Below are 15,812 nucleotides of genomic sequence, written 5' to 3'. Positions count from 1 at the left end.
GAATGATGGAGAGCTGACCAATGGCCACGTCCGCGGATCAGATCGTCGAAGCCCTCCGGGCCTCGCTGCGGGAGAACGACCGGCTGCGCAAACAGCACCAGCAGCTGGTCGACGCCGCCGGTGAACCCCTCGCCATCGTGGCCATGAGCTGCCGCTTCCCCGGTGGAGTGCAGACCCCCGAGGAGTACTGGCAGCTGCTCGCGGAGGGCGTCGACGCGCTGTCCGAATTCCCCGCCGACCGGGGCTGGGACCTGGGCGCCCTCGACGTGACGACCACCCGCGGCGGCTTCGTGCACACCGCCGACGAGTTCGATCCGCAGTTCTTCGGGATGAGCCCGCGCGAGGCGCTGGCCACCGACCCGCAGCAGCGACTGCTCCTGGAAGTGTCGTGGGAGGCACTGGAGCGGGCGGGCATCGACCCGATGACGCTGCGCGGCAGCCGGACCGCCGTCTTCGCGGGCTGCAGCAATCAGGAGTACGGCTCCGGGCTGCGCGGCAACGTCCCCGAGGGCGTCGAAGGACACATCCTCACCGGCACCACGGGAAGCGTCGTCTCGGGCCGGGTCGCCTACGCCCTCGGCCTCGAAGGCCCCGCCGTCACCATCGACACGGCCTGCTCCTCCTCGCTGGTCACCCTGCACCTCGCCGCACAGTCCCTGCGGGCGGGCGAATGCGACCTCGCCCTCGCGGGCGGCGTGGCGATCATGTCCACCCCCGCCGCCTTCGTCGAGTTCGGCCGGCAGGGCGGACTCGCCCGCGACGGCCGGTGCAAGCCGTTCTCCGACGACGCCGACGGCACCGGCTGGGGCGAGGGCGCCGGCATGCTCCTCGTCGAACGGCTCTCCGACGCCCGCCGTAACGGCCACCCCGTGCTCGCCCTGCTCCGCGGCAGCGCCCTCAACCAGGACGGCGCCTCCAACGGCCTCACCGCCCCCAACGGCCCCGCCCAGCAACGGGTGATCCGCTCCGCGCTCACCGGCGCCGGACTGACCGCCGCCGACGTGGACGCCGTCGAGGCACACGGCACCGGCACGACGCTGGGCGACCCGATCGAGGCGCAGGCGCTGCTCGCCACCTACGGCCAGGACCGCCCGGCCGACCGGCCGTTGTGGCTGGGTTCGGTGAAGTCCAACATCGGGCACACCCAGGCGGCCGCGGGCGTGGCCGGCGTGATCAAGATGGTCCTCGCCCTGCGGCACGGCGTCCTGCCGCAGAGCCTGCACACCACCCGGCCCTCCACCCACGTGGACTGGTCGGCGGGCAGTGTCCGGCTGCTGACCGAGCCCGTGGCCTGGCCGGACGGTGACCGGCCGCGCCGCGCAGCGGTCTCCTCCTTCAGCATCAGCGGCACCAACGCCCACACGATCCTGGAACAGGCCCCGGAGGACCGGACCCAGACGCCGGAGGTCGGGGAACAGCCCGCAGTGGACGGGGAACAGGCCGTCGAAGCCACCCCGCCCTCCACCCGCGCCCGACTTCCGCACCTTCCGTGGGTGCTCTCCGCCCGCAGCGCGGACGCCCTGCGGGCACAGGCCGGCCGTCTGCGCGCACACCTGGACAGCCACCCCGACGTGGACCCGTACGATCTGGCCTACTCGCTCGCCACCTCCCGATCCGCCTTCGAACACCGCGCGGTGCTGCTCGGCACCGACCCGGCCGACCTGCACGGCAAGCTGACCGCACTCGCCGAGGAGGGCCCGCACGCCGCGGCCGCCGTCAGCGGCTCCCCGCTCCGCGGCAAGACCGCCTTCCTGTTCACCGGCCAGGGCGCCCAGCGCCTCGGCATGGGCCGCGAGCTCTACGAGACCTTCCCCGTCTTCGCCGACGCCTTCGACGCCGCCTGCGCACACCTCGACCCGGAGCTGCCACAGCCGCTCGCGGACGTCGTCTTCGGCCAGGACGCGGCGGCGCTGGACCGGACCGGCTGCACCCAGCCCGCGCTCTTCGCCTTCGAAGTGGCCCTCTTCCGGCTGCTCACCTCCTGGGGCATCAAGCCCGACGTCGTCATGGGCCACTCGATCGGCGAACTCGCCGCCGCGCACATCGCCGGCGTGCTGTCCCTCCCGGACGCCTGCCGCCTGGTCGCGGCCCGCGGACGGCTGATGCAGGCGCTCCCGCCCGGCGGCGCCATGGCCTCCCTCCAGGCGACCGAAGCCGAGGTGTCGCCGCTGCTGGCGGACACCGCGGACCGCGTGAGCATCGCCGCGGTCAACGGCCCCGACGCCACCGTCATCGCCGGCGACGAAGCCACCGTGGACACCCTCGCCGGCCACTTCCGGGACCTGGGACGCAAGGTCTCCCGGCTGCGGGTCAGCCACGCCTTCCACTCGCCGCTCATGGACCCGATGCTGGAGGACTTGCGCGTCACCGCCGGCGAACTCGCCTACCAGCAGCCGCAGATCCCCGTCATCTCCAATGTCACCGGCCGCCTCGCCACCGCCGACGAACTGTGCAGCCCCGACTACTGGGTACGCCACGCCCGCCAGGCCGTACGCTTCGCCGACGGCGTTCGCGCCCTCGCCGACCGCAACGTCACCCGGCTCGTCGAACTCGGCCCCGACGGCACCCTCACCGCGCTGGCCGCGGCCTGCCTGCCCGACGGCGACAGGATGCTGACCCCCCTCCTCCGCAAGGACACCCCCGAGGCCCTCGGCCTGCTCACCGCGCTCAGCAGGCTCCACATCTCCGGCGTCCCCCTCGACTGGGCCGCCCTGCTGCCCGGCGCGCGCCGCGTCGACCTCCCCACGTACGCCTTCCAGCGCACCCGCTACTGGCTGCACGCCGCACCCGCGGACGACACGACCGGCAGCCGGCCGGCCGACTCCGCGTTCTGGACCGCCGTCGAGCAGCAGAACGTGCCCGAACTCGCCGACAGCCTCAGCCTCGACCGCTCCCTCCTCGAACCGGTCGTCCCCGCCCTCGCGGCCTTCCACCGCGAACAGCAGCAGCACTCCACCGCCCGGACCTGGCGATACGCGGAGCACTGGGAGCCGGTCGACGCCCACCCCGCCACGACCGCACCGGCCTACTGGCTGCTCGTCGTCCCCGACACGGACGCAGCACACCACCGGCCCGTCGCCGCCGCCCTCACGACCGCACTGGCCGGACACGGCGCGACCGTCACCACCCTGAGCCTGCCGCCGGACGCCGACGCCGACCACATCGCGCAACGCATCGAGGAGAGCCGCGACCGGGACCGCGACCCGGACGAGCTCCACGTCCTCTCCCTCCTCGGCCTCGGCACCGCCCGGGACCCCCACCACCCCGACGCCCCCGCCGCCCTCGTCCAGACCGGTGCGCTCGTCCAGGCACTGCTCCGCACCGACGCCCCCGTCCGCCTGTGGACCGCCACCCGGGGCGCCGTCAGCATCGGCCGCTCCGACCCGCTCAGCGCCCCCGGGCAGGCCACCCTCTGGGGCCTCGGCCGCAGCGCCGCCATCGAACACCCCGACCACTGGACCGGCCTCGTCGACCTGCCCGAACAGCTCGACGACCGCGCCCTGGACCGACTGTGCGCGGTGCTCCACACCCCCGCCCACGACCCCGCGAACGGCAACGAGTTCGCCCTGCGCGCCTCCGGCCTCTTCGCCCGCCGACTGGTCCGCGCCCCCCGCCCCGAGCAGCCCCGCGGCGCGTCCGCCTGGGCGCCGGACGGCACCACGCTGATCACCGGCGGCACCGGCACCATCGGCTCCGCCCTCGCCCGCCAACTGGCCCGCGAAGGCGCCGCACACCTGCTGCTCATCAGCCGGCGCGGCCCCGATGCCCCGGGCGCCCAGGACCTCGTCGCCGAACTCACCGCACACGGCACCCGTACCACCCTCGCCGCCTGCGACCCCGCCGACCGCGACGCACTGGCGCAGTTGCTCGCCTCCCTCCCCGAAGACCAGCCCCTGACCAGCGTCTTCCACACCGCAGGCGTCCTCGACGACGGCACCCTCGCCACCATGGACGCCGAGCGGTTCGCCACCGTGCTGCGCCCCAAGACCGAGGCTGCCGCCAACCTCCACGAACTGACCCGCGCCCACGACCTGACCGCGTTCGTCCTCTTCTCCTCCATCGCCGGCACCCTCGGCGCGGCCGGCCAGGCCAACTACGCGGCGGCCAACGCCGGCCTGGACGCCCTCGCCCAGCACCGGCGGGCCCACGGCCTGCCCGCGACCAGCATCGCCTGGGGCCCCTGGGCACACGACGGGATGGCAGCCGACCCCACCCTTCGCGCCAAGCTCAGCCGCGCCGGCCTGCCGCCTATGGAGCCGGACACCGCCCTGGTCGCGCTGCACCAGGCACTCGACCACGGCGAGACACACCTCGTCATCGCCGACATCGACTGGGACCTGTTCCCCGCAGGCCGCAACGCGCTCTTCCGCAAACTGCCCGAAGCCGCCGCCCAGAACCCGGGCCAGGACACCCCGTCCGACGACGTCCGCAGCCTCCTCGCCACCCTGCGCACCCCCGCCGAACAGGAACAACACCTGCTCCGCCTGGTACGCCGGACCACCGCCACCGTCCTGGGATACCCGGGCCCCGACGCCGTCGAGACCACCCGCACCTTCCAGGAACTCGGCACCGATTCCCTCACCGCCGTCGAACTGCGCAACACCCTCTCCACGGCCGTCGCCCTGCCCCTGTCCCCGACGCTGGTCTTCGACTACCCGACGCCGACGGCACTGGCCCGTCATCTGCGCGCCGAACTCCTGGGAGACCTCGGCGAGCAGCACACCGCAGCCCTCGCGCACCCCGTCCAGGACGACGGGGAACCCATCGCCATCGTCGGCATGGCCTGCCGCTACCCGGGGGACGTACGGTCACCGGACGACCTCTGGAAGCTGATCGCCGCCGACGGCGACGCCATCACGCCCTTCCCCGACGACCGCGGCTGGAACATCGACGCCGTCTACGACCCCGACTCCGGCTGCCCGGGCACCAGTTACGTCCGCGAGGGCGGATTCGTCCGCAACGCCGGCGACTTCGACCCCGGCTTCTTCGGGATCTCGCCCCGCGAGGCCCTGGCCATGGACCCCCAGCAGCGGATGCTGCTGGAGATCTCCTGGGAAGCCGTCGAACGGGCCGGCATCGCCCCGCTGTCGCTGCGGGGCAGCCGCAGCGGACTCTTCGTGGGCTGCGGCTACCAGGGCTACGGGTCGGGTTCCGTCGACATGCCCGACGACCTCCTGGGCCATCTGCTCACCGGCAGCTCCGGCGCCGTGGTGTCCGGCCGCGTGGCGTACGCCCTGGGCCTGGAGGGACCCGCGGTGACCGTGGACACCGCATGTTCCTCGTCGCTCGTCGCCTTGCACTTGGCGGTGCAGTCCCTGCGCTCGGGCGACTGCGACCTCGCCCTCGCCGGCGGCGTGACCGTGATGTCCACGCCGGGTGCGTTCATCGAGTTCAGCAGGCAGCGGGGCCTCGCCGCGGACGCCCGCTGCAAGCCGTTCGCCGACGCCGCGGACGGCACCATCTGGGGTGAGGGCGCCGGCGTCGTGCTGGTGGAGCGCCTCTCGGACGCCCGCCGCAACGGCCACCAGGTGCTCGCGGTCGTCCGCGGCAGCGCCGTGAACCAGGACGGCGCGTCGAACGGCCTCACGGCCCCGAACGGCCCCTCCCAGCAGCGCGTGATCCGGCAGGCACTGGTCGGCGCGGGCCTCTCGGCCTCGGACGTCGATGCGGTCGAGGGCCACGGCACGGGCACCACCCTGGGCGATCCGATCGAGGCCCAGGCACTCCTGGCCACCTACGGCCAGGACCGCGACGAAGACCGGCCGTTGTGGCTGGGTTCCGTGAAGTCGAACATCGGCCACACGCAGGTGGCAGCCGGCGTGGCCGGTGTCATCAAGATGGTGGAGGCCCTCCGGCACGGCGTCCTGCCGCGGACCCGGTACGCGGAGCAGCCGTCCTCGCACGTGGACTGGTCGGCCGGGAAGGTACGGCTGCTGGCCGAGGACATACCGTGGCCGGAGGCCGACCGGCCCCGCCGGGCCGGCGTCTCGTCCTTCGGCGTGAGCGGCACCAACGCCCATGTCATCCTTGAACAGCCCCCTGTGGATGAACCCCAGGACGAACTCCAGGGCGGCGACCCTAAGGACGCACCCACTCGGACGCCCGCACCGGCCCTCGTGCCCTGGGTCCTGTCCGGACGCAGCGAGGCGGCCCTCAGGGCGCAGGCAGAGCGCCTGGCGGCGCATCTGACCGCGCACCCCGCACTCGACCCGCGGGATGTGGGACTCTCGCTCGCCACCACCCGATCGCCGTTCGAGCACCGGGCCGTCGTACTCGGCGAGGACCGGGAAACGCTGCTCAACAGCGTGCACGCCCTCGGCCGCGGCGAGCCCCAGGGCAACGTAGCCGAAGGCATGACCACCTCCGAAGGCAGCCTTGCCTTCCTGTTCACCGGGCAAGGGGCACAACGGCCTGGAATGGGCCGGGAGTTGTACGAGGCCTTCCCGGTCTTCGCGGACGCTTTCGATGCGGTGTGTGCGCACTTCGATGGCGAGTTGGAGTCGTCGCTGCGGGGTGTGGTGTTCGGTGAGGACGCCGAGGCGTTGCATCGGACGGAGTTCACTCAGCCCGCGCTGTTCGCCGTTGAGGTGGCGCTGTTCCGGCTGGTGGAGTCCTTTGATGTGCGGCCGGATTTCCTGGTGGGTCATTCCATCGGGGAGTTGGTGGCTGCGCATGTGGCGGGCGTGCTGTCGCTGGAGGATGCGTGTCGGCTGGTGGCGGCGCGCGGTCGGTTGATGCAGGCATTGCCGGCGGGTGGGGCGATGGTCGCCCTTCAGGCCGCCGAGGATGAGGTAATGCCGCTGCTGGAGGGCCAAGAGCGGCGGGTGAGTATCGCCGCGGTGAACGGTCCGCAGTCGGTCGTGATCTCCGGTGAGGAATTCGCGGTGGCGGAGATCGCCGGGCGTTTTGAGTCCGAGGGCCGGAAGGTGAAGCGGCTCCAGGTGAGTCATGCCTTCCATTCGCCGCTGATGGAGCCGATGCTCGACGAGTTCCGTGCCGTTGCGGAGAGCGTGGCGTACGCGGAGCCGCGTATCCCGGTGGTCTCGAACCTGACCGGCGAGCTCGCCACACCGCAGGAACTGACCTCCCCTGGCTACTGGGTCCGGCACGTCCGCGAGGCGGTCCGCTTCGCCGACGGCATCCGCTGGCTGGCGGAGCACGAGGTCACCCGATTCCTGGAAATCGGGCCGGACGGCACCCTGACCGCCATGGCGCAGGGATGCCTCGACAGTGACGCGGGCGCCGACCCTCTCCTCGTCCCCGCCCTCCGCAAGGACCGTCCGGAGGCCACGGGGCTCCTGACCGCACTCGGTCACGCCTATGCCCGAGGCGTCCCCGTCGACTGGGCCACGCTCTTCGCCGGCACCGGCGCGCGCCAGGTCGAACTGCCCACCTACGCCTTCCAGCACCAGCGTTACTGGCTCGGGCTCGCCCATACCAACGCCACCAACCTCGGTTCGGCGGGATTGCAGGCAGCCGAGCACCCCCTGCTCGGGGCCACCATGACGCTCGCCGACTCGCACTCCGTCGTCTTCACCGGCCGGCTCTCCGCGCAGGACCACCCGTGGCTGGCGGACCATGTCGTCGACGGCTCCCTCCTCGTTCCCGGCACGGCCTTCCTGGAACTCGCGCTCCGCGCCGCCGACCAGGCCGGTTGCGACCACGTCGAGTCGCTGACCATCGAAGCCCCCTTGGTGCTCCCGGCGCATGAATCCGTCCAAATCCAAATGCGCATCGAGGAGCCGGACCTGCACGGCACCCGCGCCCTTATCCTCCACTCCTGCCGCATCGGGAGCACCGGCGTCGCGGAGGAACCATGGGTCCGGCACGCCACCGGTCTGCTCGGCGCGGCCGATCACCGCGAGACCTTCGACTTCGCTGTCTGGCCCCCTGAAGGAGCGCAGCCCGTCCCGGCGGACGGTCTCTACGAGGCCTTCGCCGACGCCGGGATCGCCTACGGCCCCGCCTTCCGCGGGCTGCAAGCCGTCTGGCAGCGGGACGCCGACCTCTTCGCCACAGTCGAGCTCCCCGAATCATCGGAGGCCTCGTCATACGGACTGCACCCCGCATTGCTGGACACCGTCCTCCATGCCCTGGCGCTCGAAGCGCACGAGACTGCCGTACTCGGACAACTGCCGGTCTCCTGGCAGGACGTGAAGCTGTACGCCTCGGGAGCCACCGTGCTGCGGGCACGTATCTCGGCGAGCGCGGACGGCGGGCTGGCGCTCCAGCTGGCGGACGCCGTAGGACAGCCGGTGGCGGAGATCGCTTCCCTCACCCGGCAGCCGATGACGGCTGAGACGTTCAGCCGCGCCTGGCAGGGCAGCACCCACTCCGATGCCCTGTACCGGGTCGACTGGACCCGTGTGCCCGAGACCGCCGCGGAACCGGTCGACCTCGTCGATCTCGCGGATGTCGGGGATCTCCATGACCTCGGCTCCGCACCGGACGAGGCCATGCCGCCGTTCGTCGCGCTGCGCCTCGACGCCCTCACCGCCGAACCCGACGGAACTCCCGCGGCCGCACGGGCCGCCACGAATCGTGCCCTGGCCTGCATACAGGAATGGACGGAAGCCGAGCACCGCTCCACCACCCGACTCGTGGTGGTGACACGGAACGCCGTCCCGGCGGACCTACAGCAGCCCGACCCCGCACAGGCCATGGTCTGGGGCCTGGTCCGAGCCGCACGCGTCGAGCACCCCGACCGGTTCGTGCTCGTGGACGTCGACGGCACGGACGCCTCGCTGGCAGCGCTGCCGACCGCCCTGGCCTCGGGTGAACCCGAACTCGCCCTGCGGGAAGGCACGGCCTATCTGCCGAGGCTGAGCACGAACATCCGGCGGGACGAGCTGTCGATGCCGTGCCTGCCGAAGGACGGATGGTCCCTCGAAAACGCCGACGAGGGCACGCTGGAGAGCCTGCGCCTGGTGCGGCGCCCCGAGGCGAGGGAAGAGCTGGAGCCCGGACAGGTGCGCATCGCGGTGCGGGCCGCCGGGGTGAACTTCCGCGATGTGCTCAACGTTCTCGGCACGTACCCCGGGGACGCGGGTGCGTTGGGCCTGGAGGGCGCCGGCGTCGTGACCGAGACGGGCCCCGATGTCGTGGGCCTGATGCCGGGTGACCGGGTGATGGGGTTGTTCCCGTTTGCCTTCGGTCCGGTGGCGGTGGCGGATGAGCGGATGGTGATCCGGATTCCGGAGGGCTGGTCGTTCGCGCAGGCGGCGTCGGTTCCGGTGGTGTTTTTGACGGCGTATTACGCGCTGGTGGAGTTGGGTGGGTTGCAGGCGGGCGAGTCGGTGCTGGTGCATGCCGGTGCCGGTGGGGTGGGGATGGCTGCGGTGCAGTTGGCGCGGCACCTGGGCGCGGAGGTGTTCGCCACCGCCAGCCCCGGCAAGTGGGGGACGTTGCGCGGCCTGGGTCTGGATGAGGCGCATATTGCCTCGTCGCGTGATCTGGATTTCGAGGGGTCGTTCCTGGCGGAGACCGGTGGCCGGGGTGTGGATCTGGTGCTGGATTCCCTGGCGCGGGAGTTCGTGGACGCCTCGCTGCGGCTGCTGCCGCGCGGTGGACGTTTCCTGGAGATGGGCAAGACCGACATCCGTGTGCCGGAGCAGGTGGCGGCGGAGCATGAGGGTGTGCGCTATCAGGCGTTCGATCTGATGGAGGCGGGGGCGGATCGGATCGGGGAGATGTTTGCGCGGGTGCGGGAGTTGTTCGAGGGGGGTGTGTTGGAGCCGTTGCCGGTGACGGCGTGGGATGTGCGGAGGGCGCCTGAGGCCTTCCGGTATCTGAGTCAGGCGCGGCACGTGGGCAAGGTCGTGTTGACGATGCCGGTGTCCCTCGATGTGGAGGGGACGGTGTTGGTGACGGGTGGTACGGGTGGTCTGGGTGCGTTGGTGGCCCGGCATCTGGTCGCCGAGCACGGGGTTCGACACCTGCTGTTGGCCAGCCGTCGGGGGCCGCAGGCTCCTGGTGTGGACGTGCTGCGTGACGAACTGGAGGCGCTCGGCGCGGAGGTCGAGGTCGCTGCTTGCGATACGGCCGATCGTGAGGCGTTGAGCGGTTTGCTGGATTCCGTACCGAAGCACCACCCCCTCACCGCCGTCGTCCACACCGCCGGCGTACTCGACGACGGCATGCTGTCCTCCCTGACGCCCGCACGCATGGACGCGGTGCTGGCGCCGAAGGTGGATGCGCTGGTGCATCTGGACGAGCTGACGCGAGGCGCGGACCTGGCGGAGTTCGTGGTGTTCTCGTCGGTGGCGGGAACCTTCGGCAGCGCGGGCCAGGCCAACTATGCGGCGGCGAACGCGTTCGTGGACGCCCTGATGTGCCGGCGTAGCGGGTCGGGGCTCCCGGCGAGGTCGTTGGCGTGGGGTGCCTGGGCTCCGAACGCGGGCATGACCGGCGAACTGAGCGAAGCCGACCTCCAGCGCATGGCTCGCGGCGGCATCACGCCGTTCACCGAGGAGCGCGGTGTGGAGGCGTTCGACGCTGCTCGACACACCGCCGTACCCGTGGTGGTCCCGGTGCAGCTGAATCACACGATGTTGCGAGAGCAGCATGCCGCGGGCGTTCTCCCGCCGCTGATGCGCGGTCTGCTGGGGAGAAGTGCGCGTCGTACCGCTGTCTCCTCGGCGGTGGAGCTGACACCGGCCGACGCCCTGCGGTCCCGGCTTGCCTCCTTGTCCAAGGACGAGCGGCGAGCCGCACTGCTGGAACTCGTACGCACCCAGGCGGCACTGGTCCTCGGACACCCAGGCCCCGAGGCGATCGAGCCCACCCGCGACTTCCGGGGCCTCGGTGTCGATTCCCTTACCGCCGTGGAGCTGCGCAACCATCTACAGGCAGCCACCGGGCTGCCGCTGCCCGCCACTCTGGTCTTCGACTACCCGTCTCCGCTGGTGGTGGCTCGCCACCTGGAAGGCGAGCTGTCCGACGGGGACGAGACCGCTGATGCGGGGGCCATTGCTCCGACAGCGACGACATCGCCGGATGAGCCGGTGGCGATTGTGGCGATGAGTTGTCGGTTCCCTGGTGGTGTGGGGTCGCCGGAGGAGTTGTGGGGGTTGTTGGTTGGGGGTGGGGATGGTGTGGTGCCGTTCCCGGTGGATCGTGGTTGGGATGTTGCGGGTTTGTATGACCCTGAGCCGGGTGTGCCGGGGAAGGTGTCGACTCGTGAGGGTGGGTTTTTGCCGGGGGTTGATGAGTTCGATCCGGGGTTTTTCGGGATTTCGCCGCGTGAGGCGATGGCGATGGATCCGCAGCAGCGGTTGTTGTTGGAGGCGTCGTGGGAGGCGTTTGAGCGGGCGGGGATTGTTCCTGGGTCGTTGCGTGGGTCGCGTACGGGGGTGTTTGCGGGGACGAATGGTCAGGATTACACCGGGTTGTTGGTGGCGTCGGGTGAGGAGGACCTGGGCGGTTACATCGGCACCGGAAACGCCGCGAGTGTGGTGTCGGGGCGGTTGTCGTACACGTTTGGTCTTGAGGGTCCTGCGGTGACGGTGGATACGGCGTGTTCGGCGTCGTTGGTGGCGTTGCATTTGGCGGTGCAGTCCCTGCGGTCGGGTGAATGTGACCTTGCCCTCGCCGGTGGTGTGACGGTGATGTCGACGCCGGGGTTGTTTGTGGATTTCAGTCGGCAGCGGGGGTTGGCTGCGGATGGTCGGTGTAAGGCGTTTTCGGATGCTGCGGATGGTGCGGGGTTTTCTGAGGGTGTGGGTGTGTTGGTGGTGGAGCGGTTGTCGGATGCGCGGCGGAATGGGCATCGGGTGTTGGCGGTCGTACGCGGCTCCGCCGTGAATCAGGATGGTGCGTCGAATGGTTTGACGGCGCCGAATGGTCCGTCGCAGCAGCGGGTGATTCGGCAGGCGTTGGCGGGTGCGGGGCTGTCTGCGTCGGATGTGGATGTGGTGGAGGCGCACGGTACGGGGACGTCGCTGGGGGACCCGATCGAGGCGCAGGCGCTGCTGGCGACGTATGGCCAGGGCCGGGACGAGGACCGGCCGTTGTGGCTGGGTTCGGTGAAGTCGAACATCGGGCACACGCAGGCGGCTGCGGGTGTGGCCGGTGTCATCAAGATGGTGCTGGCGTTGCAGCACGGCGTCCTGCCGCAGACGCTGCACGTCAACGAGCCCTCCTCGCATGTGGATTGGTCGGCCGGCAACGTGCGTCTGCTCACCGAGGCCGTGGAGTGGCCGGAGGGCGAGCGGCCGCGGCGGGCCGGTGTGTCCTCGTTCGGCATCAGCGGCACCAACGCCCACACCATCATTGAAGAGGCACCGGCAACCGACGAGATGGTGGAGCGCGAAGAGTCGCTCAAGCTGCCCGCAGTGCCCTGGGTCATCTCAGGGCGGGACGAAGCCGGATTGACGGCACAGGCGCGCCGGCTCCTGACGCACCTGGACGAGTTCCGGTCCGACGCCGCCGATGTCGGTTTCTCCCTGGCCACGTCAAGGGAGGTATTCGACCACCGTGCCGTACTGCTCGTCGATGAGCACGAGACGGCCGTACAGGGTCTGACCGCACTCGCCGAGGGCCGAAAAGCTGCCGGCGTGGTGCGCGGTACCAAGGGACTGGGGCGGTCTGCATTCCTGTTCACCGGGCAGGGGGCGCAGCGTTTGGGCATGGGCTGGGAGCTGTACGACACCTTCCCGGTTTTTGCGGACGCGTTTGATGCGGTGTGTGCCTGCTTTGACGGCGAGTTGGCGTCGTCGCTGCGGGGTGTGGTGTTCGGTGAGGATGCCGAGGCATTGAATCGCACGGGGTTCACTCAGCCGGCGTTGTTTGCGGTGGAGGTGGCGCTGTTCCGGTTGGTGGAGTCCTTTGGTGTGCGGCCGGATTTCCTCATGGGACATTCCATTGGTGAGTTGGTTGCTGCGCATGTAGCGGGTGTGTGGTCACTGGAGGATGCGTGTCGTTTGGTGGCGGCGCGTGGTCGCCTGATGCAGGCGTTGCCGGCGGGTGGAGCGATGGTGTCGCTTCAGGCGTCGGAGGATGAGGTGCTGCCACTGCTGGAAGGGCTTGAGAAGCGGGTGAGCATTGCCGCGGTGAATGGTCCGCAGGCGGTGGTGGTGTCCGGTGAGGAATCCGCGGTGGCGGAGATCGCCGAGCGATTTGAGTCCGAGGGTCGGAAGGTGAAGCGCCTCCAGGTCAGCCACGCCTTCCACTCCCCGCTGATGGAGCCGATGCTCGACGATTTCCGGGCGGTCGCGGAGAGCGTCGAGTATGCGGAGCCGCGTATCCCGGTGGTCTCGAATGTGACCGGCGAACTCGCTACGGCGGAGGAATTGGCGTCCCCCGATTACTGGGTGCGGCATGTCCGTGAGGCTGTCCGTTTCGCTGACGGTGTGCGGTGGGTGGAGGGGCAGGGGGTGACCCGGTTCCTGGAGATCGGGCCGGACGGCACTCTGACCGCCATGGCGCAGGGTTGCGCGGACAGCGCGGACCTGGTGCTGTTGCCCGCTTTGCGGAAGGACCGGCTGGAGTCGGAAGCCCTTTTGGCGGCGGTCAGTGGCATGTTCGTCCACGGTGCGGATGTGCAGTGGCAGGCACTGTTTGCCGGGGCCCGGCGGGTCGATCTGCCCACGTACGCGTTCCAGCGTGAGCGTTTCTGGCCGAGCAACCCGGGGACTGCGGCCAGCAATGCCGCGGCGCAGCCGACGGACGACGGGGCCGCGTGGTTCTGGGAGGCCGTCGAGCGCGAGGATCCGGGCGCCCTGGCCGGGGAACTGGCGATCGCCGGGGATGCCTCGTGGGATGAGGCCCTGAGCGCGTTGTCGTCGTGGCGGCGGCAGCAGCGTGAGCGGTCGGCGGTGGACAGCTGGCGGTATCGGGTGCAGTGGAAGCCGGTTGGTGGGGCAACCGGCGAGGAGTTGTCCGGGCGTTGGCTGGTGGTGACGCCTGAGGGTGTGGCGGAGTCGAGGGTGGCCTCTTCGGTGGTGGAGGAGCTGGCTGCGTCTGGTGTGCAGGTAGAACGGGTGGCGTACGGCCTGGATGTGGAGCGGGGTGCGCTGACTGAACAACTTGCAGGGATCGCAGGTGAAGCCGTCGCGGGTGTGCTGGTGCTGCCGGGCGGCGTGGAGGGTGAATCCGCTGGTGGGGTCCCGGCGGGTGTGTGGTGGACGACTGTGGTGGTGCAGGCGTTGGGTGATGCGTGTGTGGGTGGGCGTGTGTGGGTGGTGACCCAGGGGGCCGTCGCGATCGGTCGGTCGGATGGTGGCCCCGATCCGGTCCAGGCTGCGGTGTGGGGCGTGGGCCGGGTGGTGGCGCTGGAGTTCCCGGATCGTTGGGGCGGTCTGGTGGATCTTCCGGAGGCCGTGGACCGCAGGGCGCTCGACCGCCTGGTGGGTGTGCTGGCGGATGGCTCTGAGGATCAGGTGGCGGTGCGGGCGTCCGGGGTGTTCGGGCGGAGATTGGTGCATGTTTCTGCTGGGGACAGCTCTGCCGACGGTTGGCAGCCGCGGGGGACGGTGCTGATCACGGGTGGTACCGGCGCGCTGGGTGCGCGTGTGGCCCGTTGGGCGGCTGAGCATGGCGCCGACCATGTGATCCTGACGAGCCGTCGTGGTCTGGAGGCTCCTGGTGCCGTGGAGTTGGAGTCGGAGCTGTCCGCCCTCGGCGTACGAGTGACGGTGGCGGCCTGCGATGTCGCTGATCGGGGTGCGGTCGAGGAGCTGTTGTCCGGGTGTGCGGTGGATGCCGTCGTTCATGCGGCGGGTGTGGTGGATTCCGTGCCGCTGGGTGAGGCGGACGCAGGTCATTTTGCTGAGGTGATGGGGGCGAAGGTTGCCGGTGCCGTGGTGCTGGATGAGGCATTGCGTGATCGGGAGTTGGATGCGTTTGTGGTGTTTTCCTCGATTGCTGGTGTGTGGGGGAGTGGCGGTCAGGGCGCGTATGCGGCGGGGAACGCGTTTGTGGAGGCTCTGGTGGAGGCGCGTCGTGCGCGGGGCGCGGTGGGCTGTTCGGTTGCGTGGGGCCCGTGGGCCGGCGGCGGAATGGCTGGCGTCGAAGGCGCCGAGGAGCATCTGCTGCGTCGTGGTCTGAGGGCGCTCGACCCGGCCCTCGCAGTCTCCGCGTTGGAGGTGGCTGTTGGTGCGGGTGAGGGTTCGGTCGTGGTGGCGGATGTGGAGTGGGAGCGGTTTGCTCCGGCGTTCACCAGTGCCCGTCCGAGTCCGTTGCTGGCCGACCTGCCGGAGGTCGCTGACGCGATAGGTGGCACGTCCCGGGCGGAGGTCGAGGGCGGGGGAGACTCCTTCCTCGGTAGGGTCGCGGACCTTTCCGCGGTGGAGCGCTCGCAGGCCGTACTCGACCTCGTACGCGGCCACACGGCTGCCGTGCTCGGATTCCGCGAGATGAAGGCCGTGGAGCCCGTCCGGGCGTTCCGGGACCTGGGATTCGACTCACTCACCGCGGTCGAGCTGCGCAATGGGCTGAATGCCGAGACCGGGATGCGGCTCCCCGCCACCCTGGTCTTCGACTACCCCACGCCACAGCTTCTCGCGGAGCATGTGCACGACGCCCTGTTCGGCGCCGCAGAGGTCGAGCCGGAGGCCGCCGTACTCGCTGACCTGGACCGTCTGGCCAGCGCGATTTCAGGATTTTCCCCAGAGAACGCCGCCAGGGGGCTCGTCGAGGCCCGTCTTCGGAGCATCCTGTCTGAGCTGGGCGGGGCGGCCGAGGGCGATGCGAAGTCCGCCGTGTCCCAGCAGCTGGATGCGGCCTCGGACGACGAGATCTTCGATTTCATCAATCAGGAGCTCGGCCGTTCCTGAACGCCGCTGGTGAACCGTTCCGGTCTACAACGTATGGGG

At 70.5% G+C, this 15,812-nt stretch carries 1 protein-coding gene; it reads left to right on the top strand.

Features of this window, described 5'->3' with window-relative positions; translation table 11 throughout:
- Positions 1–20: 20 nt before the first annotated feature.
- Positions 21–15,773, top strand: a complete 15,753-nt coding sequence (locus tag CPH93_RS01285) for a type I polyketide synthase (RefSeq protein WP_096211650.1) — start codon at positions 21–23, stop codon at positions 15,771–15,773.
- Positions 15,774–15,812: the final 39 nt, after the last annotated feature.

The sequence above is a fragment of the Streptomyces sp. 2323.1 genome, from assembly GCF_900221035.1.
Taxonomy (GTDB): Bacteria; Actinomycetota; Actinomycetes; order Streptomycetales; family Streptomycetaceae; genus Streptomyces; species Streptomyces sioyaensis.
This window is presented reverse-complemented; position numbering and strand designations above follow the sequence as displayed.